General features: G+C 72.2%; 21 protein-coding genes and 2 pseudogenes. 7 read left to right on the top strand and 16 right to left on the bottom strand.

Annotated elements, in window-relative coordinates:
• Nucleotides 1-108: 108 nt before the first annotated feature.
• Nucleotides 109-924, top strand: a complete 816-nt coding sequence (locus SL103_RS23975; protein WP_069571013.1) for an SAM-dependent methyltransferase — start codon at nucleotides 109-111, stop codon at nucleotides 922-924.
• 68 nt (nucleotides 925-992) lie between these two features.
• Here the strand turns inward: SL103_RS23975 and SL103_RS23970 are convergent.
• Both SL103_RS23970 and SL103_RS23965 read right to left on the bottom strand, forming a co-directional pair.
• Nucleotides 993-1,899 (bottom strand): annotated as a pseudogene (locus SL103_RS23970) (helix-turn-helix domain-containing protein).
• A gap of 112 nt (nucleotides 1,900-2,011) precedes the next feature.
• On the bottom strand, nucleotides 2,012-2,254 hold the full coding sequence (locus SL103_RS23965; protein ID WP_069571012.1) for a DUF397 domain-containing protein: 243 nt from the start codon (nucleotides 2,252-2,254) through the stop codon (nucleotides 2,012-2,014).
• A 196-nt stretch (nucleotides 2,255-2,450) separates the two neighbouring features.
• Between SL103_RS23965 and SL103_RS23960 the strand changes: the two genes are divergently transcribed.
• Nucleotides 2,451-2,954 carry an ATP-binding protein gene (locus SL103_RS23960; protein WP_069571011.1) on the top strand — a complete coding sequence of 168 codons (504 nt, stop codon included), beginning with the start codon at nucleotides 2,451-2,453 and terminating at the stop codon, nucleotides 2,952-2,954.
• Nucleotides 2,955-3,063: 109 nt separating this feature from the next.
• Here the strand turns inward: SL103_RS23960 and SL103_RS23955 are convergent, their stop codons facing one another.
• From SL103_RS23955 to SL103_RS23940, 4 genes are all read right to left on the bottom strand, one after another.
• The gene (locus SL103_RS23955; protein ID WP_079146287.1) at nucleotides 3,064-3,681 is read right to left on the bottom strand and encodes a GNAT family N-acetyltransferase; all 618 of its coding nucleotides are present in this window, start codon (nucleotides 3,679-3,681) and stop codon (nucleotides 3,064-3,066) included.
• 208 nt (nucleotides 3,682-3,889) lie between these two features.
• Nucleotides 3,890-4,891 carry a methylmalonyl Co-A mutase-associated GTPase MeaB gene (gene meaB / locus SL103_RS23950; RefSeq protein ID WP_069571009.1) on the bottom strand — a complete coding sequence of 334 codons (1,002 nt, stop codon included), beginning with the start codon at nucleotides 4,889-4,891 and terminating at the stop codon, nucleotides 3,890-3,892.
• 10 nt (nucleotides 4,892-4,901) lie between these two features.
• The gene (gene scpA / locus SL103_RS23945; protein ID WP_069571008.1) at nucleotides 4,902-7,103 is read right to left on the bottom strand and encodes a methylmalonyl-CoA mutase; all 2,202 of its coding nucleotides are present in this window, start codon (nucleotides 7,101-7,103) and stop codon (nucleotides 4,902-4,904) included.
• Nucleotides 7,103-9,007: a methylmalonyl-CoA mutase subunit beta gene (locus tag SL103_RS23940; protein WP_069571007.1), complete on the bottom strand. Its 1,905-nt coding sequence runs from the start codon at nucleotides 9,005-9,007 to the stop codon at nucleotides 7,103-7,105. Before SL103_RS23940 ends, scpA begins: the two co-directional genes overlap by 1 nt.
• Nucleotides 9,008-9,150: 143 nt before the next feature.
• On the opposite strand from SL103_RS23940, the gene SL103_RS23935 reads away from it, so the two are divergent.
• Entirely contained in the window at nucleotides 9,151-10,419 is a 1,269-nt protein-coding gene (locus SL103_RS23935; protein ID WP_069571006.1) for a DUF4185 domain-containing protein, read from the top strand.
• A 29-nt stretch (nucleotides 10,420-10,448) separates the two neighbouring features.
• On the opposite strand, the gene SL103_RS23930 is transcribed toward SL103_RS23935, so the two are convergent.
• From SL103_RS23930 to SL103_RS23915, 4 genes are read right to left on the bottom strand one after another with little or no spacing between them, the layout of a single operon-like run.
• On the bottom strand, nucleotides 10,449-10,850 hold the full coding sequence (locus SL103_RS23930; RefSeq protein WP_069571005.1) for a DUF1992 domain-containing protein: 402 nt from the start codon (nucleotides 10,848-10,850) through the stop codon (nucleotides 10,449-10,451).
• A 38-nt stretch (nucleotides 10,851-10,888) separates the two neighbouring features.
• Nucleotides 10,889-11,509: a GerMN domain-containing protein gene (locus tag SL103_RS23925; protein ID WP_069571004.1), complete on the bottom strand. Its 621-nt coding sequence runs from the start codon at nucleotides 11,507-11,509 to the stop codon at nucleotides 10,889-10,891.
• Nucleotides 11,506-13,041 carry an ATP-binding protein gene (locus SL103_RS23920; RefSeq protein ID WP_069571003.1) on the bottom strand — a complete coding sequence of 512 codons (1,536 nt, stop codon included), beginning with the start codon at nucleotides 13,039-13,041 and terminating at the stop codon, nucleotides 11,506-11,508. The genes SL103_RS23925 and SL103_RS23920 overlap by 4 nt, the downstream gene beginning before the upstream one ends.
• Nucleotides 13,038-13,742, bottom strand: coding sequence for a response regulator transcription factor (locus tag SL103_RS23915; protein WP_069571002.1), 705 nt, complete (start codon nucleotides 13,740-13,742; stop codon nucleotides 13,038-13,040). The genes SL103_RS23920 and SL103_RS23915 overlap by 4 nt, the downstream gene beginning before the upstream one ends.
• A gap of 152 nt (nucleotides 13,743-13,894) precedes the next feature.
• On the opposite strand from SL103_RS23915, the gene SL103_RS23910 reads away from it, so the two are divergent.
• Entirely contained in the window at nucleotides 13,895-14,671 is a 777-nt protein-coding gene (locus tag SL103_RS23910; protein ID WP_069571001.1) for a polysaccharide deacetylase family protein, read from the top strand.
• 211 nt (nucleotides 14,672-14,882) lie between these two features.
• Here SL103_RS23910 and SL103_RS23905 read toward each other — a convergent pair whose 3' ends face one another.
• The 3 genes from SL103_RS23905 to SL103_RS23895 form a co-directional block, all read right to left on the bottom strand.
• Nucleotides 14,883-15,296 carry an SsgA family sporulation/cell division regulator gene (locus SL103_RS23905; RefSeq protein WP_069571000.1) on the bottom strand — a complete coding sequence of 138 codons (414 nt, stop codon included), beginning with the start codon at nucleotides 15,294-15,296 and terminating at the stop codon, nucleotides 14,883-14,885.
• Nucleotides 15,297-15,520: 224 nt separating this feature from the next.
• Nucleotides 15,521-17,113 carry a PH domain-containing protein gene (locus tag SL103_RS23900; RefSeq protein ID WP_079145942.1) on the bottom strand — a complete coding sequence of 531 codons (1,593 nt, stop codon included), beginning with the start codon at nucleotides 17,111-17,113 and terminating at the stop codon, nucleotides 15,521-15,523.
• Nucleotides 17,110-17,628, bottom strand: coding sequence for a PH domain-containing protein (locus tag SL103_RS23895; protein ID WP_069574059.1), 519 nt, complete (start codon nucleotides 17,626-17,628; stop codon nucleotides 17,110-17,112). Before SL103_RS23895 ends, SL103_RS23900 begins: the two co-directional genes overlap by 4 nt.
• Nucleotides 17,629-18,013: 385 nt before the next feature.
• Between SL103_RS23895 and SL103_RS23890 the strand changes: the two genes are divergently transcribed.
• Nucleotides 18,014-18,670 carry a TetR/AcrR family transcriptional regulator gene (locus tag SL103_RS23890; RefSeq protein ID WP_069570999.1) on the top strand — a complete coding sequence of 219 codons (657 nt, stop codon included), beginning with the start codon at nucleotides 18,014-18,016 and terminating at the stop codon, nucleotides 18,668-18,670.
• Nucleotides 18,671-18,752: 82 nt separating this feature from the next.
• Entirely contained in the window at nucleotides 18,753-19,130 is a 378-nt protein-coding gene (locus SL103_RS23885) for a nuclear transport factor 2 family protein (protein ID WP_069574058.1), read from the top strand.
• 15 nt (nucleotides 19,131-19,145) lie between these two features.
• Here SL103_RS23885 and SL103_RS38925 read toward each other — a convergent pair.
• Together SL103_RS38925 and SL103_RS23880 are read right to left on the bottom strand one after the other, a co-directional pair.
• A pseudogene (locus SL103_RS38925) lies at nucleotides 19,146-19,331 on the bottom strand (IS630 family transposase); the annotation flags it as partial.
• A gap of 136 nt (nucleotides 19,332-19,467) precedes the next feature.
• The gene (locus SL103_RS23880; RefSeq protein WP_069570998.1) at nucleotides 19,468-19,893 is read right to left on the bottom strand and encodes an SsgA family sporulation/cell division regulator; all 426 of its coding nucleotides are present in this window, start codon (nucleotides 19,891-19,893) and stop codon (nucleotides 19,468-19,470) included.
• Between the two features lie 515 nt (nucleotides 19,894-20,408).
• Between SL103_RS23880 and SL103_RS23875 the strand changes: the two genes are divergently transcribed.
• Nucleotides 20,409-21,503: a WD40/YVTN/BNR-like repeat-containing protein gene (locus tag SL103_RS23875; RefSeq protein WP_069570997.1), complete on the top strand. Its 1,095-nt coding sequence runs from the start codon at nucleotides 20,409-20,411 to the stop codon at nucleotides 21,501-21,503.
• 199 nt (nucleotides 21,504-21,702) lie between these two features.
• On the opposite strand, the gene SL103_RS23870 is transcribed toward SL103_RS23875, so the two are convergent.
• The gene (locus SL103_RS23870; protein ID WP_069570996.1) at nucleotides 21,703-22,209 is read right to left on the bottom strand and encodes a MarR family winged helix-turn-helix transcriptional regulator; all 507 of its coding nucleotides are present in this window, start codon (nucleotides 22,207-22,209) and stop codon (nucleotides 21,703-21,705) included.
• Between the last annotated feature and the right edge of the window lie 39 nt (nucleotides 22,210-22,248).

The raw sequence follows: 22,248 nt of genomic DNA, 5'->3' as shown, positions 1-22,248 counted from the left end.
CGCCACGCGGTGGGTATGTTGGACGCTGCGCCGCGTGGTCGTTCCTGCACGGAACGAGTTCGTCGTTGCGCCATGGCTGAGGGCTGTCGAGCGACGGGAAAGTGTGGAATGAGCCAAGAGACACGACCGCAGTCCAGCGCCGTCGATGTCACGATCCCGAGCGTCGCGCGGATGTACGACTACTACCTGGGCGGCAAGGACAACTACGCCGTCGACCGCGAGGCGTGCGAAGAGCTGAGCAAGGTGGTGCCCAGCACCCAGGTGCTGGCCATCAACAACCGGCGCTTCCTGCAGCGGGTGGTCCGCTGGCTGGCCGGTGAGCACGGCATCCGGCAGTTCATCGACCACGGCTCAGGTCTGCCCACGCAGGACAACGTCCACCAGGTCGCCCAGAAGATCGACCCGGACGCGCGCGTCGTCTACGTCGACAACGACCCCATCGTGCTGGCGCACGGCCGGGCGCTGCTGGAGGAGAACGCCAACACCGCCGTGATCCAGGCGGACATGCGGGACACCGACGGCATCTTCGGCAGCCCGGAGGTCGAGCGGCTCATAGACTTCGACCGGCCGGTGGCCGCGCTGTTCGTCTCCGTACTGCACTGCATCCCGGACTCCGACGACCCGGCCGGCCTGATAAAGCGGGTCGCCGACCGGCTGGCGCCCGGCAGCTTCCTCGTGGTGTGCCAGCTGGTCAGCGAGGACGCCGCGACGCGGGACTTCGTCACCGAGTTCATGCGGGTGCAGACCCACGGGCAGTGGGGCCGGGTGCGCCAGGCCCACGAACTCGCCGGATTCCTGGACGGGTTGGAGATCCTGGAGCCGGGCCTGCGGGAGGTGTCCACCTGGAAGCCGGATGCGGACATCGGCCCGAAGCAGCTCACCCAGGAGTGGATCGAGTACGGGGGCGTGGCCCGCAAGGTGTAGGCGGGAAAGACGCGAGGCGGGGCCCGCGGGCCCCGCCTCACCACCGGCCGCAGGAACCGCCCCCGGTGTCAGTTCTCCTTGAGCAGTCGCTCCAGTATGGCCAACGACTCGCGCGGCGACTCCGACTGGGCGCTGAGCCGGTCCATCACCGCGAGGTAGTGATCGACGTCATCCCGCTTGTCCAGGTAGAGCGCGCTGGTCAGCTGCTCCAGGTAGACGATGTCCGGCAGGTCGGGCTCCAGGAACCGCAGGATCGTGATCGGGCCACCGGCCGCCGCCAGCCCACCGAGGCTGAACGGCGCGATCTGCAGCGTCACGTTCGGCAGTTCGGCCATCTTCAGCAGATGTCTGATCTGGCCCGCCATCACCTCGGGACCGCCGAGCGGTCTGCGCAGCGACGCCTCGTCGATCACCGCCCACACCCGCGGCGCGTCCGGCCGGGTGAGCAACTGCTGTCGCTGGACGCGGAGTTGAACCCGCCGGTCGATCTCCTCGGGCTTCGACCGCGGATGCCCGAGCTGCGCCACCGCGCGGGCGTACATCCGCCGTCTGCAGCAGGCCCGGCACGAACTGGACCTCGTACGTACGGATCACCGAGGCGGCTTCCTCGAGGCCGAGGTGGGTCTCGAACCAGCCCGGCAGCACATCGCTGTACTGGTGCCACCAGCCGGGGCTGCTGGTGCGGCGGGCCAGCTTCAGGAAGTCGGCGCGCAGGCCCTCGTCCGTGACGCCGTAGAGCGTCAGCAGGTCGGCGACGTCCCGTTCCTTGCAGCTCACCCGGCCGAGTTCGAGACGGCTGATCTTCGCGTGCGAGCCGCGGATCGCGTCGCCGGCGGCCTCGCGGGTGATGCCCGCGGCCTCCCGGAGCCGGCGCAGCTGGGTGCCCAGCACGATGCGCAGGACGGTCGGACCGCCCCGCGGATGGTCGAGATAGCGGCGCAGGGACGGATCGCTGCTCGGCTGCGCGGCGCTCATGCTGACTCCCCTGAGTGGTCGGGCGAACGCCCAGTGTCCCATCGCCACGAGTGTTCGTACAGCCGTGGTGACTACCCGGACGACATATGCGCCAATCTCGGCGGCATATGCCTCAGACGCGCTTGACGAGATCGTCGAAGTCGCCGTCCTTGGCGCCCTGGACGAAGGCCGCCATCTCGGCGCGCGTGTAGACCAGCGCCGGCCCGGAGGCGAACCGGGAGTTGCGCACCGCAACCCCGCCGTCCGAAAGAACGGCCAGTTCAACGCAGTTGCCGCTGGGGTTGCTGCGGCGGCTCTTGCGCCAGACCGCGCCGTCGATGCTGGTCGCCCGTATGCCGTTGGTCACCGGATTCATCACAGTTGCTCCCTTGCTGGAATGGGTTCCTCGTCCCCGTTCCGGTCCCGCGATCACGATGGCGTGAACGGGCCCCTGAACGGCCGTCCTTACCGATGTAATTGCAGATGCACTTGCATCGAGGGACGGCTGACGAGGATATTAGCTCTCCGAGGCAGTACGGCCCAGACCCGAAATCCCCTTAGCGGAGATGTTGATGACGGCACATCCGGCAGAGACCGTGCACGACGCCCTTCGGGATGAAGCGCGTGAGGAGAGCTGGTGGCTGCCCGATCCCGACGGCTTCGCCGCCTGCGCGCTCAGCAGCTCCGCCCACACCGTGGCGGAGGCCCGCCGGTTCACCCGTGTGACCCTCAGGAGCTGGCGGGTGTGCGCCGACGCCACCGAGGACACCGCCCTGGTCGTCTCCGAACTCGTCAGCAACGCACTGCGCTACGGCTCCCCGGCGGCTGACGAGCGTGCCCCCGGTACGCCGCTGCGCTTCTGCCCCGCCTGGCTCGCCCTGACCCGGCAGGAGAGCGCCGTCCTGTGTGCGGTGTCCGACACCGGGACCACCACACCCGTCGTCACCGCCCAGGACCCGCTGGCCGAATCCGGCCGCGGGCTGCACATCGTCGACCAGCTCAGCGCGGAGTGGGGCTGGACGTCGCCGGACGCCTCGGGCAAGACGGTGTGGGCGACGGTGCCGGTACGCGGCTGAGTCGCCGAGCGATACCGCGTACAGGCGGGCGCCGGAGACGAACCCGGCGCCACGCCCCTCACTGATCGCCTCCGGTCCCGGCACCGGAGGCGGAATCGTCGGACGGTTCTCAGGCGTCGGCCGGGCGGCGCGGCTCGCGCCACATCGTCCACAACACCGGGCCGTCCTCGGGCAGTTGCAGCTCCTCGCGCACGGTGAAGCCGAAATGCTGGTAGAAGGGCAGATTGGACGGCGTGGAGGACTCCAGGTAGGCGGGCAGGCCCGCGGCGTCCGCCTTGGCCAGACCGGAGCGCAGAAGGGCGGCCCCGTGGCCCTGGCCCTGAGCGGCCGGCTCGGCGCCCACCACCGCGAGGGACCAGTGCGGTTCCTCGGGCGCGCACCCGGCGGCCGCCTCGACGGTCTTCCTGAACAGCGGCGCCCGGTCGCCGAGGATGTTCTGGAGTTCCTGAACGGTCGTCGCGTCGGGAACGGCCTTGTCCTGCGCCTCCGGCGACACCCAGAAGGCCGCCGCCGTCCCCGTGTGCTCACAGACGCCGTGGTGGACGTACTGCCGGGTGAAGATCGTGGTGAAGTAGCGGCTCAGCTCCGCCTCCCGCGAGGCGTCGTCGGGGAAGAACCACCGCATCATCGGGTCGTTGTCGAAGGCGCGGGCCAAGGTGCGGCTGATCAAGGGGGCGTCCTCGATCGTCGCCGTCCGGATAATGTTCGATATCGCCATACGGGTCATTCTGTACCCGATGATCTTGGAGGGTGACACGGGGTCCCGGCCTCGGGTCGAACTCCGTTGCTCGGCCGCCCGGGTGAGCATCCGAGGGTCCGTCGCCGATGCAAAGCCGGCGCGCAACTCCACTGCGGGAAGCGGGAGTTGCGCGCCGTCGAGGGGTATCGAGGCCATGGGTGCCCTCGTGCGCCACGGCCGGGGGCCCCGCCGTGCGTCAGCCGGCCGCACCGTCCGACGGGCCGAACGCCGCCAGCAGCTGCTCGGCCGCCAGCGTCGCGGTGAGTTCCCCGTCGCGCACCGCCCGCTCCACCTCGGGGCCCAGCCGGCGCACCTCCGGGTGTTCCCGGAGTTGGTCGATGAGCCGTTCGCGGACCATCGACCAGGTCCAGTCGACCTGCTGGGTGCGGCGGCGCTCGGCAAGCGCCCCGGTGGATTCGAGCAGGGTGCGGTGCTGCTCCACCCGGTCCCAGAGGTCCTTGAGGCCGGTGCCCTCGCGGGCGCTGCAGGTCAGTACGGGGGGCGTCCAGGCCGCGTCCGGGGGCTGCAACAGCCTCAGCGCACCGGCCAGTTCACGGGCCGCGGAGCGGGCGTCCCGTTCGTGCGGACCGTCGGCCTTGTTCACGGAGACCAGGTCAGCCAGCTCCAGGACGCCCTTCTTGATGCCCTGGAGCTGGTCGCCGGTGCGCGCCAGGGTCAGCAGCAGGAACGTGTCGACCATGTTGGCCACGGTCGTCTCGGACTGGCCGACCCCGACCGTCTCCACCAGGACGACGTCATAGCCCGCGGCCTCCATCACCACGATCGACTCGCGGGTGGCCCGCGCCACCCCACCCAGCGTCCCGGACGTGGGGGAGGGGCGGACGAACGCCGCAGGGTCGGTCGCCAGCCGCTCCATCCTGGTCTTGTCGCCCAGGATGGAGCCACCGGTACGGCTGGAGGACGGGTCGACGGCGAGCACCGCCACCCGGTGCCCCCTGCCGGTCAGCAGCGTGCCGAGCGCGTCGATGAACGTCGACTTGCCGACGCCCGGCACCCCGCTGATGCCCACCCTGCGGGCCGACCCGGAGTACGGCAGCAGCGCGACCAGCAGCCGCTGCGCCGCCGCCCGGTGGTCGGGGCGGGTGGACTCGACCAGGGTGACGGCGCGGGCGATCCAGGCCCGGGACCCCGCGCGGACACCCTCGGCGTACCGTTCGACATCGATCGTCGCAGGCATGACCCCCCGCTCAGAGCTCGTGGCCGAGGACCGACGCCAGGTCGCGCACCAGGTCGTGCGCGGCATCGGGGATGACCGTGCCGGGCAGGAAGACCGCCGCGGCGCCCATGTCGCGCAGCGGCTGCACGTCCTGCGGCGGGATCACCCCGCCCACCACGATCGTGATGTCCTCCCGCTCCTCCGCTGCCAGCGCCTCCTTGAGCGCGGGCACCAGCGTCAGATGGCCGGCGGCCAGCGACGACACCCCGACGATGTGCACGTCCGCCTCGACGGCCTGGCGGGCCACCTCGGCCGGCGTCTGGAACAGCGGGCCGACGTCGACGTCGAAGCCCAGGTCGGCGAAGGCCGTGGCGATCACCTTCTGGCCGCGGTCATGGCCGTCCTGGCCCATCTTGGCCACCAGGATGCGCGGCCGGCGTCCCTCGGCCCGCTCGAACTCGGCCACCAGCGTCCGGGTGCGCTCGACACCGGAGGAGGGGCCCGCTTCGTCTCGGTACACACCGGAGATCGTACGGATCTGGCCGGAGTGCCGCCCGTAGACCGTCTCCAGGGCGTCCGAGATCTCACCGACCGTCGCCATCGCCCGGGCCGCGTCCACCGCCAGCGCCAGCAGATTGCCCTCAAGTCCCGTACCGGGCTCGGACTTCGCCGCCTCCGTCAGCGCCCGCAGCGCCTGCCGGCAGGCGTCCTCGTCGCGCTCGGCCCGCAGCCGCTTGAGCTTCTCGATCTGCTGGGCCCGCACCGCGGAGTTGTCGACCTTGAGGACCTCGATCTCCTCGTCGGTCTCCACCCGGTACTTGTTCACGCCGATCAGCGCCTGCCGGCCCGAGTCGATCCGCGCCTGGGTACGGGCCGCGGCCTCCTCCACCCGCAGCTTCGGGATGCCCGCGTCGATCGCCTTGGCCATGCCGCCGGCCGCCTCGACCTCCTCGATGTGCTGCCAGGCCCGCTGGGCCAGATCGTGGGTCAGCCGCTCGACGTAGGCGCTGCCGCCCCACGGGTCGATCACCCGGCAGGTGCCCGACTCCTGCTGGAGGAACAGCTGGGTGTTGCGGGCGATCCGGGCGGAGAAGTCGGTCGGCAGGGCGAGCGCCTCGTCGAGGGCGTTGGTGTGCAGCGACTGGGTGTGGCCCTGCGTCGCCGCCATCGCCTCCACGCACGTCCGGGTGACGTTGTTGAACACGTCCTGCGCGGTCAGCGACCAGCCCGAGGTCTGCGAATGGGTGCGCAGCGACAGCGACTTGGGGTTCTTCGGGTCGAACTTCTGGACCAGCCGCGCCCACAGCAGCCGGGCCGCGCGCAGCTTCGCGATCTCCATGAAGAAGTTCATGCCGATCGCCCAGAAGAAGGACAGGCGGGGCGCGAAGGCGTCCACGTCCATCCCGGCCGCCAGTCCCGCGCGCAGGTACTCCACCCCGTCCGCGAGGGTGTACGCCAGCTCCAGGTCGGCCGTCGCGCCGGCTTCCTGGATGTGGTAGCCGGAGATCGAGATGGAGTTGTAGCGCGGCATCTTCTGCGAGGTGTACGCGAAGATGTCGGAGATGATCCGCATCGAGGGCTGCGGCGGATAGATGTAGGTGTTGCGGACCATGAACTCCTTGAGGATGTCGTTCTGAATGGTCCCGGCCAGCTTCTCCGGCGGTACGCCCTGCTCCTCCGCCGCCACGATGTAGAGGGCGAGAACGGGCAGCACCGCGCCGTTCATCGTCATCGACACCGTCATCTTGTCCAGCGGGATGCCCGCGAAGAGCTGCCGCATGTCGTAGATCGAGTCGATGGCGACGCCCGCCATGCCGACGTCGCCGGTCACCCGCGGGTGGTCGCTGTCGTAACCGCGGTGCGTGGGCAGGTCGAAGGCGACCGACAGGCCCTTCTGGCCCGCCGCGAGGTTGCGGCGGTAGAAGGCGTTGGACTCCTCGGCGGTGGAGAAGCCGGCGTACTGCCGGATGGTCCACGGCTGGTTGACGTACATCGTCGGGTACGGGCCGCGCAGATACGGCGTGATCCCCGGGTACGTCCCCAGGAAGTCCAGCCCCGCCAGGTCCGCCTCGGTGTAGAGCGGCTTGACGTCGATGCCCTCGGGCGTCTCCCAGGTCAGGTCCGCGACATCCTTGCCGGTGGCCCGCGCCACCGCTTCCGCCCACCGGCCGTCACCGGACGAGGCGTCCGGCGTGCCCAGCTCCACGGTGCTGAAGTCCGGGATCTCCACCATCACGCCACCTCCATGACGTCCAGGGCCGAGGACAGCACCTCGACCGCGTCGCAGCCGGCGAAGACGAAGGAGTCCACCCCGGCCGCCTCGAATTCCTCCCGGCGCTCGCCCGGCTTGCCGGCCAGGTACACCCGCAGCGCCCCGGCCGACTTCAGCGCGGCCGCCACGGCCGTCGCCTGCTCGCCGTACACCGCGTCGCTGGAGCACAGCACGGCGATCCGCGCGCCACTGCGGGCGAAGACCCCGGCCACCGACTCCGCGTCCACCGTCTCCTGCACCGGCTCGATGCCGCCCGCCTGGAAGAGGTTGGCGGCGAAGGCCGCCCGGGCGGTGTGCGCCGCGACCGGGCCGAAGCCCGCCAGGAGCACCTTCGGCCGGTCGCCGGACGCCGCCAGGTGGGCGTCCGAGCGCGACCGCAGCCGCTCGTACGCATCGTCCCTGCGCACCCGCGGCAGCCCGCCCCCGGACCCCGTCCGGGGAGACCCCCCGCCGACCGGGGCGGGCGCCGGCTCGCGGTCCACCGGCGCCTCGGCGAGGTGCGGGAACTCACTGACGCCGGTGATCGGTTCACGCCGGTGCGCCAGGTCCGCGCTGCGGCGCGCCCAGGTGTCCGCGAGGCGGTCGGCGAGCATCCCGGAGCGCAGCGCCTCGGCCTGACCGCCGGCGCCCTCGATGTCCTGGAAGAACGACCAGGCGGCGCGGGCCAGTTCGTCGGTGAGGCGCTCCACGTACCAGGAGCCGCCCGCCGGGTCGATCACCTTGGACAGGTGCGACTCCTCCAGCAGCACCGACTGGGTGTTGCGGGCGATCCGGCGGGCGAACGCGTCGGACACACCGAGCGCCGCGTCGAACGGCAGCACCGTCACCGCGTCCGCGCCGCCCACACCGGCGGACAGCCCCGCGACGGTGGTGCGCAGCATGTTCACCCACGGGTCCCGACGGGTCATCATCACCGTGGAGGTGACCGCGTGCTGACGCTGTGCGGACGCCTCCGGCGAGACGCCGCAGACCTCCGCGACCCGCGCCCACAGCCGGCGCGCGGCGCGCAGCTTGGCGATGGTCAGGAACTGGTCGGCGGTGGCGGCGTAGCGGAACTCCAGCTGCCGGCAGGCGTCGTCGACGTGCAGCCCGGCGCCGGTCAGCTGCCGCAGATAGGCCACGCCGGTGGCCAGTGAGGCACCCAGTTCCTCGGCGGCCGAACCGCCCGCCTCGTGGTACGGCAGCGCGTCGACGGTCAGCGCGCGCACCCCCGGCGCGTCGGCGACGCAGCGGCCGGCCAGCCGGGCCGCCGCCTCCAGCTGCACCCGCAGCTTGCTGTCGTCGCCGGTACGGGCCAGCAGACCGAGCGGATCGGCGCCCAGTGAGGCGACCGCCTCGGCCGGCGGCACACCCGCCTCGGCGTACAGGCGCAGCAACTCCTCGGCGGCCGGGGCGAAATCGGCGCCCGCGTCCAGAACCACCGGGGCCAGGTCCAGATAGACGCCCTTGAGCGCCTCGGCCAGACCGGCCACCGGCACCCCGCCGTCCCCGACGGTCAGCCAGACCGAGGTGGTGCCGTTCTCCAGGTCGGCGAGCACCGCTTCGTTGGCGCGCCGCGGATCGGTCAGCACGTGCCGCTGGCGTACGTCCCACCCGGCCACGGTCGTGCCTTCGGGACTCCCGCCGCGTACGAACGGCGGGAAACCGGGGTGGCCCACGGGGGCCGCGCCGTCCTCGGCGGTGTACAGCGGGCGGATGCGGATCCCGTCCTGGAGGTCGGTGGCGAGGGTGTCCTCGGCGGCGGCACCCGTTGCCTGCGCGACGCCCGATTTGCGCAGCACACCTTCGACGAGGCGCTGCCACTGCTCTCGGTCGGCGTCAGGGAAGGCCGCGGCCAGGGGAAGTTCGGTGGACTCGGCGGTCATGGCAGCAGGCTAAGCGAACGACCGTTAGCTGGAGCAGGGGCTCCAGCTGTGACGTTGCACTCGTTGACCACTCATGGATGTTCACATCTATGCGTCACTGACCGGTTCTGTACGGTAGGCGCCGCACCCGACCGAGGAACGCGATGCCCACGGCACCGAGCCCGCGCACCACGACCGCCGCGGCCCTGCTGCTGGCCGCCACCGCCCCCCTCTGGACGCTGCCGGGAGACGCCGCGCCCGACCGCGTCGCGCACTGCACCGGACGCCGGATCGCCTCCTGGTCGGTCGACTCCCGCCGCACCGCCGCGTTCGCCCGCTACGGCGACGACAACACCCGGACAGACGACTGGACCGGCGGCGACGGCACCCACTCGGTGCGCCTCCCCGACGGCCGTACGCTCTGGCTCTTCTCCGACACCTACCTCGACCGGGTCCGGTCCCCGTCCGGCCGGCGGGCCGGGCCGCGCCGCCGCACCGCCGACGGCGGTGGAACGCCGCTCCTGCGGCACAACTCCGCCGTGCTGATGTCCCGTTCGGGCCGGCTGCAGCGCACCCTGACCGGCGGCCCGCCGTCCGCCCCGGGGCCGTTCTTCCCCGACCCGCCGGGCGGCGGCCTGCGCTGGCCGGTGCGGGCCGCGGTGGAACCCCGCACGCCCGGAACGGGCCGGAAGGTCGTCCGGGTCCTGCTGTGGAACCGGGCCCCCGGCACGGGCCCGTGGGTCTTCGGGGTGCCTCGCGCCACCGAGGTCGCCACCCTCTCGCTGCCCGACCTGCGGCTGGAGAGCATCCGCGAGACCGTCGGGCGGACCGCCGCCGACCCGGGCGAGCGGGTCCTCTACGGGGCCGCCGCGGTCCGGCACCACGGCTGGACGTACGTCTTCGGCGGTGACGACCCGCCGTCCGCCCCCGGCTCCGGTGCCTGGCTCGCCCGGGTCCCGGCCGGGCGGCTCGCCGACCGGGGCGGCTGGCGGTTCTGGGACGGCGGCCGGTGGCAACGGCGGCCCGAGCGGGCCCGGCCGGTGCTGCGGGCGGGCGGCCGGCGGGGCGTCGGCAGTGCCTTCACCGTCGTCCGCGACGGCCCGGCCTGGGTGCTGTTCACCATGGATACCGGGGGAGACGGCTCGGCCGGGATGCGCTCCCTCACCAGCTACTGGGCCTGCTCACCCCAGGGCCCCTGGCACGGCCCGCACGGGCACCTCACCCCGCCCCGCCCGCCCGCGCCCGACCCGCGGCACGTCGTCGTCTGCAACCCCCAGGCCCACCCGGAGTTCACCGCGAACGGCCGGCTGCTGCTCAGCTACGACGTCAACTGGCTCGGCCCGCCCGGTGTCCCGCCCGACGCGCGGCTCAACGGGGATGTCGCCCTGTACCGCCCGCGGTTCCTGCGCGTCCGCCTGGGACCGGAGGGGTGACGGCGGGCCGCACCGGACGCCGCGTCCGCTCAACCGCCGTGCCGCTCCCGCCACTCACGGGCCCGCTCGTCGATGTCGTACGGGGTGAGGTTGAGCGGCGGGCCCTCCAGCGGGGTGCGCAGCGCCGCACGGATCTTGTCGTTGACCGCCGTCAGGATGCGGCGCAGCACGGCCTCGGTGGGCGCGACGGCCGCCGCCTTCAGGGCTTCCTCGGCCTCCTTGCGCAGGGCGAGGGTCGGCGGCAGACAGGAGAGGTGCTCGCGGCTCATCTTCTCCTTGATCCACCACATCTCGTCGTACGGCTGGTCGAGGTGGGGGAGCGGCTTGCCGGCGCCGGGCAGGCGGGCGAAGTCACCGCGCTCCGTCGCCTCGCGGATCTGCCTGTCGACCCAGCTCTCGAAGGTGACACCAGGTGGTTTGCGCTCGGTCATCACGTCTCCCCGCGACCGTGGCCTCCTTGCCGGTGCTGTCAGCCTACGCCGCCGACGCTGCCGGTGCCGGTGCTGCTGGGCTGCGGGAAGGTCGGGGTGGGCTGGACCACCGGGAAGACGTTGTTGCCGCCGCACACCAGGGGGCCGACCCGCACCCTGTCGCCCACCAGGGTCACCACGACCTGCCCGGGCGGTTTGTCCCCGGGCACCCGGGCGTTGGCCGCGGTGCACACCAGCTGGTTCAGCGAGGCCGAGTCCAGCAGTTTGGCGTTCACCGGCAGGGTGATCACGACCGTGCCCGCGCCGGTGGCGGCGGTCAGCCGGCCGGGGAACTTCGGCAGGACACTGGACAGGCCCCGCATCCGCTCGGCGTGGTTCGGCCCGTCCATCAGCAGCTGGATGGCCTGCTCGGGATCGACCGGGGCCTTCGCCGGACGGGTTGCCGAGCGCAGCCCGGACGGCCCGTAGAAGAAGAGCTGGACGTCGGCCGCCGGCTGGCCCGGCGACTTCACCCCGCTCGCCGGCTCACCGGCATCGATCACGTCGGTGGGCGCGATGCCGCAGCCGGCCAGCGCACCGGCGAGCGCGCCGGAGACCACACCGCCCATCACCCGCCGGGTCCGCGCCGCTCGCCGTACGGGGGTGTGCGTGGTGCTCATGCGTCGTTCTCCTTCGCGGTGCGGGTGCCCGCGGCGCTCGTCGCGTCCGGCCCGTCCGCGTCCGCCGTCTCGTTCGGCTCGTCGTGCCGCAGCGGCAGGTCCACCGTGAACACCGCGCCGCCCTCGGGGGAGTTGGCGGCCCGCATCGTCCCGCCGTGCAGCCGGACGTTCTCCATCGCGATGGCCAGGCCCAGGCCGCTGCCCTCCGAGCGGGCGCGGGCCGAGTCCGCCTTGTAGAAGCGCTCGAAAACGTGCGGCAGCACCTCGGGGTCTATGCCGGGGCCGCTGTCGGAGACCTCGATCAGCAGCCGGTCCGCGCCGGGCTCCGGCGCGTGCAGCACCACCCGGACCGGCTCGCCGCCGTGGTGCAGCGCATTGCCGACCAGGTTGGCGACCACCACGTCGAGCCGCCGCGGATCGAGGCGGGCCCGCACGTCCTCCGGCAGCTCCGCCACCACCCGCTTCTGCCACGCCCTGGCCTGCAGCGTCTTGCGGATGGTCTCGCCGACGTCCACCTCGTCCGGGTGCAGCGCCGCGGCACCCGCGTCGAACCGGGAGACCTCCATCAGGTCCTCCACCATCCGCGCCAGCTTGCCGGTCTCCTGGCTGATCAGCCGGACCGCGGAGGCGGTGTCGGGGTCGAGGGAGTCGGCGTCCTCGTCGAGCACGTCGGTGACCGCGGTCATCGCCGCCAGCGGCGTCCGCAGCTCGTGCGAGACATCGGCCGCGAACCGCCGGGAGTTGGCCTCCAGCCGGCGCAGCTCGGCCATGCTCTCCTCCAGCCGGGCCGCCATGTCGTTGAAGGTCCGCGACAGGTCGGCGAGTTCGTCGGCGCCCTTGACCTCCAGCCGGGTGTCCAGCTTGCCCTCGGCGATCCGCCCGGCGGCCTGCCGCAGGCCCCGTACGGGCCGCAGCACTCCGCGCGCGGCGAGCAGCGCCGGGATCACCGCCAGGATGAGCACCGGCAGCGCGCCCCGCTGCGCGGCGCTCACCAGCGCCTCGACGTTGGCCTCCTCCGCGCTGAGCGGAAGCTGGGCGTAGACCGACAGCGCGGAAGCCTGGCCGTCGGACTGCCGGACCGGCATGCCGATCAACAGCCAGGGGGCACCGGCCCGGTCGATGCGCTGGAAGGCCGGCACATGGCGCTTCTCCACCGACGACTTGAGGTCGGCGGGGACCACCACCCCGCGCCGCAGTCCGCCCTCATCGCTGTCCGGCACACCTCGGTAATGCACCGAAATATCCCATTCGCGGGATTTTCCGGAGCGCTCCAGCTGGACCCGGAAGTTGTCCAGGTCCTCCTGCGCCGGCGGAACCGTCAGCTCCGGCGCCAGCGAATTGACCTGCGCACGCAGATCGTTGACGGCGATGTCCTGGGAGCGCTGGAGGATGGCGTTACGGGCCTCGCGGTAGGTCAGCAGCGCGGTGGTCAGCGCGCTGACGGCGGCCACCACCAGGAACCCCACCACGAGCCGGGCCCGCAGCCCGCGCAGCAGGGTGCGCGACGGCACCCGGCGGCCGAGGCGGTTCACAGCGGCCCGAAGCGGTAGCCGAAGCCACGCACGGTCTGGACGTAACGGGGGCTGCGCGGGGTGTCCTCTATCTTCGTCCGCAGCCGCATCACACAGGCGTCCACCAGCCGCGCGTCGCCGTGATAGCTGTGCTCCCAGACGTGTTCCAGCAGCTGCTGACGGCTGAAGACCTGCCCCGGAGTGGCCGACAGGAACAGCAGCAGCTTCATCTCGGAGGGCGCCAGCGCCAGGTCCTGGCCCCCCTTGCCGACCACCAGCCCGGCCCGGTCTATGGCCAGCTCGCCGTACGTCTCGACCGGAGCGGGCCCCGGCTCCACGGCCGGCGCACCGTCGGCGGGCAGCGCCGTGCGACGCAGCACCGCCCGGATCCGGGCCTCCAAGACCTCGCCACGGGCCGGCTTGACGATGTAGTCGTCGGCGCCGGCCTCCAGCCCGAGCACCACATCGAGATCGTCGCCACGTGCGGTGAGCATGATGATGGGCAGCTGCCGCTCGGCGCGGATCAGCCGGCACACCTGGAAGCCGTCCTTGCCGGGCAGCATCAGGTCGAGCAGCACGATGTCGGGCCGGAAACCCGGCAGGACCGTGAGGCCCTCCTCCCCGCTGGCCGCCGCCGCCACTTCGTGGCCGCGCCGCCGTAGCGCGAGGGTCACCCCGTCCCGTACGGCGGCGTCGTCCTCGATCAGAAGTACACGTGGCATGGGTCCAGTATCAATAAGTTTCATGATGGATCCGTAACAGGAGCAGCCTGCTCGCTCCCCCGTGCATCTGTGGTGGTGGAAGGCGGCCGGGCGGACCAGCGCCCGTCGCCGTCCGGTACGGACACCAGCACGGCACGAGGGACGGGATAACGATGGCGCGGCGCTTCGGCATTGAGGGCGGGATCATCGGAGTGGTGGCGGCGGCCGTGGTGTCGCTGGGGATCGTCGGGGCGATCGCGTCCGGCCAACTCGGCGGGCCCTCCCAGGCCGAGGCGGACACCCTCAGCAACACCCAGCAAGCCAAGAAGGCGCCCCGCATCGCGCCCGTCGATCCGTCCATCGTGCACGCCTCGGACCGCCCCGGCCGCAGCCTGAACATCACCATCGACGACGGCCCGGACCCCGTCTGGACCCCGAAGGTGCTGGAGGTGCTGAAGAAGCACGACGTCAAGGCGGTCTTCTGCATGATCGGCCCGCAGGCCAGGGCCCATCCGGAGCTGGTCAAGCAGGTGGTGGCCGCCGGGCACAAGCTTTGCGACCACACCATCAGCCACAACACCGGCATGGACCACCAGCCGGAGAGCTACCAGTCCCGGCAGATACTCGACGCGCAGAAGATGATCGAGGACGCCGCGGGCGGCGCGAAGGTCGAGTACTACCGCGCCCCCGGCGGCGCCTTCACGCCGTACAGCCGCCGGCTCGCCGCCGACCACGGCATGCGCCCGCTCGGCTGGAACGTCGACAGCAAGGACTTCGAGAGCGGCAGCGTCGAGGCGATCGACGCGACGGTGCGCGGCGAACTCACCAACGGGCCCACGGTCCTCTTCCACGACGGCGGCGGCGACCGCTCCCGGACCGTCGCCTCACTGGACCGGCTGCTCCCCTGGATGAAGCAGCAGGGCTACGGCTTCGGATTCCCCAAGCGGTAGCCACGGCAGGAACGGCAGGAACGGCAGTACCTCACCGGTGCGGCTGCCGGCCCCCGCGGGGTCCGGCAGCCGCACCGGCGTGTGCGGGAGTGCCGGGTCGCCGGTTCGTTGTCGTCGGCTTCGTCGCCGCGTGCCGCATTCCGTTCACGCCGGCCGGCCCGCCGGGCGCTCCCGTTCCCCGCGCCCGGCCCGCCCGTCGGCTGTCAGCGGCTCACGCCGCGCCGAACAGCTCCGCCAGGGCGCGGTCCATGCCCAGGTGCGCCGCCTCGCTGCCCGCCTGCACGGCCGCGTAGGACCGGGCCAGGAACCGCCGCACGTCCTCGGTTCTCAACTGCACCATCGCGATGCCCTCGTCGGCGTGGAACTCCATCACCGTGCGGTCGGGACCGCTCGGCCGCACCCGCACGTCACCCCGTCCGGCCGGCGCCCGCAGCCCCTCGTCCAGCAGCTCACGGGCGAACGCCCAGTCCACCGCCGAGCCGTCCAGCGATATCTCCGGCGGGAAGGACATCCGCACCGCCAGCGGGTCGGCGGGCTGGTAATGCAGCATCGCGGGGACCGCGTACGGGCCGGGAGTCGTCGCGATGAGACGGACCTGGACGGCTTGGTCGATGACGGTGTTCATCGCGCTGCTCCCTCACGGCTGTCGGTCATGGGCAAGGCTCGTCCAGTAAGACGGTGTGCCCACTCTCGCCGTGCACGCGACAGGGGTGTGATGTATCTCATGTTGACGCCTGTACTGAATACCCCCCTCGCCTATGGCGGTTGGGGTCCCCGGCCGCTGTGGCCGCGCGGCCGGGCAAGCGGCGCACCCGCCCTCCCCGGCGGACTCCCGGCGCCGGCCGGGGCCTACCCCTGCCGGTGGACCAGGAACTCGTCGAGCAGGCCCGGGGTCACCGTCGCCGCGAAGCCAGGAGCCGCCTCGGCCGCCAGGTCCCGGACCCGGTATCCGTCCTCGCCCGCCGCGACCGCCGCGGTCAGCGTCACCAGCCCGGAGCGGCGGGTGAACGGCGAGGTGGAGAACGTCCAGGCGGCGATCGCCGACCGCTGGAGCGCCAGGGTGTCGCGGCTGAAGGTCCCCGACCGGGCCACCAGGTGCGCCCCGCGGATGCCGTGCCCCAAACTGCGGTACGCGTCCCGGGCCAGCCACCACACCACCGGCGTGGTGACCACCGCGTAGATCCACGCGCAGTGCAGCAGTACGGGCGTGAACGCCGCGCCGAGACCCGCGAGGACGGCCGTGCCGGGGACCACCACGAACAGCAGGCCACGCGTCCGCCGCCGGCGCAGCGCCGCCCGCGGATGCCCCGTCAACGGCTCCGCCTCCGGGAACGCCGCCCGCAGCGCGCTGCTCGCGACCCGCAGCGCCTCCGTCCGGGGCGCCGGCGGCAGCAGCCCACTGCGCTTGCGGTTCTCCTCGCGGTTGCCCAGTCCGCCGGCCACCGCGCGAACCAGCGCGCCGCCGCCGGCCCGCAGCAGCAGCGGTTCGCGCAGCAGCACACCCCGCAGCCGGGTCCCTTCGATGGTCACCGAGCGGGTGGTGAACAGCCCGCGGCGCACCCGCAGCGAGCGGGCGTCGGTCCACTCCAGGCAGTAGCTCCACCAGTTCTCGACGTACAGGGCGATCGCGCCGACCGAACCGAGCGCGAGCACCACCAGCAGCGCCGCCGGAACCGTCAGCCACAGCGCGTTCGCGCCGAACTCGGCGAACGCCCGCTGCACGAAGCCGAGTTTCCACGGCTCGATGCCCATCGCGTCCAGCGCCCGGTAGACCGACCCCGCCACGACGAACACCCCGCCGACGACCCAGAAGGTCAGCGGCGCGTAGCGCAGCCAGCGCCAGCTGATCCGCGCCACCACCGGGTCGTCCGCCGCCCCCTCGGCCTCGGCCCGGGCGAGCAACTCCGCTCGCAGCCGGTCCGCCTCGGCGACCGTGAGCGCCTCCAGCGACAGCTCGCTGCCGCCGTCCCCCGAGCCCGCCGTGCCCGCCCGCAGGACGGTCACGCCCAGCAGTCGGTGCAGCGGCGACGCGGTCAGGTCGACGGTGCGGATCCGGCGCAGCGGCACGCTCCGCAGCCGCCGGTTCAGCAGCCCGCTCCGTACCTCCAGGGTGTCCGCGGTGACCCGGAATTCCGTACGGGCCCAACGGATCAGCCCGAGGGTGGTGACGACGGCGAACGAGGCGGCAATGGCGGCGAGCGTGATCCAGGCGCCGGCGGTGATCCGCCCCCCGGTGGCCAGCGCGGTGAGCGCCAGCGACGCGAGCGGCGCCCCCATCCAGCCGCAGTGCACCAGGAGCGTACGGGCGTCCAGCCGCCGCCACGGTGCCGTTGAGGTGGTGGGAGGGGGAGTGACGGCAGGGGTCCCAGGGGGAGTGGCGGGGGCCGTGCCGGACGCGGTCGTCGCCGGCCCGGGCGTCCGGGGGTCCCGTGGCGCGCTCATGCGGCATCACCCGGTACGTCCTGCGCGGCCTCGCCGATCCGCCGGGACAGTTCCTCGGCGTCCGCGTCGGACAGCCCCGCGATCTTGATGTCGCCCGCGGTCGAGGCGGTGGTCACGGTCACCGTCGCCAGCCCGTACCGCCGCTGCAACGGGCCGCGCACGGTGTCCACGGTCTGCACCCGGGACAGCGGCGCGATCCGCCGCTTCTGCCAGAACCAGCCGCCCGCCGCGTACACCGCGCGCCCGCCCAGCTCCCACGCGTGCACCGCGTACCGCCACCGGGGCATCACCACGAGATAGCCGACGGCCGGCACGACGAGCACGACCAGCAGCAACGGCCCCAGCCACGGCAGCGCGCCGGGGAAGAAAAGTATCGACAGCACCGCCATGACCAGCGCGATCAGCAGCATCGGCCCGCTGAGGGTCAGCAGGGCCTGCAGCGTCCACCAGCGGCGTGCCCGGGGATCGACGCGGTGGCGGGGCGGGCGCAGCAGCGGGGTGGCGGGCTCGGGCATGCGGGTCACCGGTTTCCAAGTCAATCGTATTGAGTACCGGTACGTTATAACCGTACGAGCGACTTGTAAAAACGGACCGGGCGGCTGTCCGCCGGGCCCTGCCCGACATGTCGCCGACTTCGGGAAAGGCCGTTCGCGCACGAGGACCGTGGCGTGCCGAAGGTCGACATGCCCACGAAGTCACAATTCACAAAGCCGCAGAAAAGACACAAAGCCTCAGAATTGCGGAGTCGTGGTGCCGTGGAACCGCGAAGTCGCAGAGCCGATATGGCCGCGCACGGTGCCCTGGTGTCACACCCTCGGCGTCGCCGCGGAAGTCCGTAACAGGGCGGGAACGGGGCAGGCCCCCGCGCTCCCCGCCCACCGCAAGAAAGAAGTCGCGTCCGTGCCCAAGAAGGTGGATCACGAAGCCAGACGCCAGGAAATCTCCGAGGCGCTCTGGCGGATCGCCAGCACCCGCGGGCTGGACGGTGCCAGCCTGCGCGACGTCGCCGCCGAGGCCGGCATCTCGCTCGGCCGGCTGCAGCACTACTTCCGCACCAAGGACGAAATGCTGGTCTTCGCCCTCCGGCACATCAACCGGCTGGCGGCCGCCCGGATCCGCGAACGCATCGAGTCACTCGACCGGGAACCGACACCGCGCGCCGTCCTGCGCGCCTGCTTGTCAGGCATGCTGCCGCTGGACGACAAGAGCCGCATCGGTCTCCTGGTCGGCGCCGCGTACTATGCCCGCGCCGTGCACGACCCCACCCTGCGCGCCGAAGCACAGCAGGGCATCCCGCAGCTCCGCGCCTTCTTCGCCGACCAGCTCCGTCGGGCCGCCGAACGCGGTGAGCTGCCCCCGGGGCGCGCGACCGAGGACGAGGCGATGCTGCTGATCAGCGCCGTCGACGGGCTCGCCACCTATGTCCTGTTGGGCGTGCACGAGCCGCAGGACGCGCTCCGCATGCTGGACCTGCAGCTGGCGCACCTGTTCGGGGACGCGGGGGAGGAGAGGGAGGGGGCGGAGAGGGCGGGAGGGCGGCAGGGGGCGGGTCGCTAGTGCTGTGACCGGGATGGTCCACCGAGATCGGGAAGACGGCTCGCGGGACGAGCGCACGCGCAACGGCTGGTATTACTGGGGCATGCAGGAAGAGACGGCACGCTCCGCGATCGACACGTTCATCTCCGCGTTCAACGCCTCGGACGACACCTATGTGACTGCCCTGCTCTCCCAGTCCCTGACCTCAGACGTGGTCTTCTGGGGGCCGTTGGGTCGCAGCGAAGGAATCGCGGCGGTCGAGCGGTTCGTGCTGGACATCCGGCGCCACCCGGCGGGGACCGGCACGATGGTGCGCTGCTCAGCGGTGGACATGCCTGGCGAGTGGGCCCGGTACCAGTGGGTCTTCACCACGCCGGATGGAGGCCCCCGCCTGGCGGGAACGGACGTCGTCCATCTGCGGCGGAGCCTCATCGACCAGGTCATCGTCTTCGCGGGGGAGATCGAGCCGTCCGCCTCCTGAGTCGGTGGAGCACGTTCGCACGGTGTCCTCATCGGCCCGGACCAGCTGGGCGATCACCGGCACCCGGTTTCCGCCCGCAGAAGCGAGCAGCATCATCGCCCGCCGGTAACGCACCGAACTCGTGCTGCGCCGGCGCACGATCTGCTGCAGCTTCTGCCCCTCCCTGTCGGTCAATCCGCGTACACCGACAGGCTCAGCCATCGCGCTTCCAGCGGCCGAATGGACGTCACCGCACATCCAACCGTCACGACCACCAACCCGGCGAACCCACGCGGTCACAGCACCGGGTGGAGCCGCCGGGCGTCCGGAACGGGAACGAGTGGGCGGAACTTCCGCTTCACGCCCCGCGCAGCAGGGCGGCCAAGTCGCCCTCGACGTCCAGGTGCTGGATCTCGCCGCCCCTGGGCACGATCCCGTACGACCGGTCCAGGAAATTCCGCAGGTCCTGCGCGTCGAACTGCACCAGCGCCATCCCGTCGGGGGTGTGGAACTCCACCACGACCACCTCGCGTTCACCGTCGGGATTCGCCGGCCAGATCTGTACGTCGCCCGCGCCGGCCGGCTCGCACAGGCCCTCCTCCAGCAGTTCCCGCGCGAACGTCCAGGTCACTTCCGCTCCGTCCAGCGAGGCGGCGGGCGGAAAGGCCAAGCGGACCGCGAAGGGGTCGGTGCGGTCGTAGCGCAGGCTCGCCGGAATCGCCCGCGACAGGGGAGCGCTTGCGATGAGTCGGGCCTGAACGGCTTGGTCGATGACGCTGGACATCGCCGGCTCCCTTGCAATTGTTGCGAATTCCTGGGTCTACAACCACTAGGACGGCCAGGCCGTCGCGTGAGGTGCATTGGAATCCCATGGAACCCACGTGACCTGTGTCACGCGTCCTTGAATTTTGCGAAATGCCCTCTTTGGCGGCGCCGGCGAGTGGTTGACGCTCCGCCAGTATCCAAGCTCGGCGGCGCAAGACGGGGAATTACGGCGAGCCCGCGCGTCTACCGCACGTGCAACTCGCCCCAACTGTCCTCACTGCCTCGGTCCCGCCGAATATTCCGAATAGGTTGAATATGCCAAATAGGCCAACTGTTCCGGCTGTTCGCCGGATCTCTCGCGGTCTGGACGGGAAGGCCGGGCTGGACTAGCTTCCAGCGCACGACGTGAGCGGGGTGGGGCGAATGCGGCGCATGGGGCGCTTATTGTGCAGCGGCTGGTTTTCGGGCAGGCGCGACAAGGGCGGGCAATCGGCCCCTGGTTCCGCACGGAGGCCATGGCGTCCGGGCGCCGCCGTGTCGACACTCACGGCCCTTTCGGCACTCACGGCCCTCGCGGTGCCGTCCGCCGTCCCACAGGCGGCGGCCGCACCGGCCGGCACAGCGCCCTCGGCCACCTCGCACCCCACCCCACATGCCGGCTGGCACTGGCGCCTCAAGGACAGCGGCAGCACCGCCCGTTTCCGCGGCCTGGCGGCCGTCAGCCGTAGCACCGCCTGGGTCGCGGGCACGTCCGGCACCGTCCTGCGCACCCACGACGGCGGAAAACACTGGACCGACATCTCCCCGCCCGGTGTCGGCGCGCTGGAGTTCCGCGACATCGAGGCACTCGACGCGCGCCGGGCGGTGATCCTCGCGATCGGCGAGGGAGCGGCCTCGCGGGTCTTCCGTACCGACGACGCCGGGGCCACCTGGACCGAAAGCTTCCGCAACACCGATCCCCGCGCCTTCTACGACTGCCTCACCTTCTTCGACCGGCGCCACGGCATCGCACTCAGCGACCCCGTCGACGGCAAGTACCGCATCCTGTCCACCGCGGACGGCGGACGCAGCTGGCACGTGCTGCCGTCGGACGGCATGCCCCCGGCGCAGGACGGCGAAGCCGCGTTCGCCGCCAGTGGTCAGTGCCTGGTCTCCAGCGGCAGCCACGACGCCTGGATCGCCACCGGTGGCGCGGCCACCGCCCGCGTCCTGCACACCGCCGACCGCGGCCGTACCTGGTCGGTCAGCGAGGCGCCCCTCCCAGCGGGCGACCCGGCCCGCGGCGTCTTCGCCCTCGCGTTCCGAGACCGGACCCACGGCCTCGCGGTCGGCGGCGACTACCGCCCCGACCAGCCCTCGCCGCACGCCGCCGCCCTCAGCGACGACGCCGGCACCAGCTGGACGGCGACCCCCGCGCCCCCGCAGGCATACCGTTCCGGCGTCGCGTGGCTCCCGCACTCCCGGCGCCTCGCGCTGGCCGTGGGCCCGTCCGGCAGCGACCGCACGCTGGACGGCGGACGCACCTGGCAGCCCTTCGACAACGGCTCGTACGACACCGTCGACTGCAGCCCTGACCTGGGCTGCTGGGCCGCGGGGGAGCGGGGCCGGATCGCACGCCTGGAGCCGTGAGGGAGGCGGGGCGGCCGGAGCCGTACGGATCCGGGGCCATACGGATCCGGGGCCGTACGGGTCCGTGGCCGCCGTGTTCGGGCGGCGGGTACCGCCTGCCCACCGGGAGGAGGAAGCTCTGCGGGCGCGGGCGCGGGCGCGGGCGCGGGGGCGGGTTCGTGGAGGTGTGCGGGGCGGGGCGGGTGGCCCGTCGCCCGCCTCACTCCAGCAAACTGCCGAGCCGCCCCTCCAGCACGACCAGCAACTCGCCCAGTGCCGTGGAGAGTTCCTCCTGCCGCTGATCACCGATGCCGTCGAGCAGCGCAGCCTCGTACCTGAGCTGTTCGGGCAGGAGCCGGTCGATGGTTTCGCGTCCCTCGTCGGTGAGCGAGAGATGCGCGACCCGCCGGTCCCGGTCGTCGGGCCGGCGCGCGATCAGCCCCCGCTCCTCCAACTGCCGCACGCGCTTGGTCACCGCCGCGCCGGAGGCGAACGTCTCGCGGGCCACCCGTCCCGGGGTCAGCTCGCGGTCCATCCGGCGCAACGTGCCGAGGATGTCGAACTCCGGACGGGTGAGCCCGGCCCGTCGCAGCGGCGCATCGGCCGCCTGCTGCAGCAGTGCGGAACAGCGGTTGAGCCGCCCGATCACCGCCATCGGGCCGGTGTCCAGCCCGGGGTGCACCTGCTGCCACTGGCGCAGCACCCCCGCGACGATGTCCTCGGTCACCCGCACTCCTCTCGGCCATTCCGTACGCCCCCAATTGTG

This window comes from Streptomyces lydicus (assembly GCF_001729485.1).
Lineage (GTDB): Bacteria > Actinomycetota > Actinomycetes > Streptomycetales > Streptomycetaceae > Streptomyces > Streptomyces lydicus_D.
This window is presented reverse-complemented; position numbering and strand designations above follow the sequence as displayed.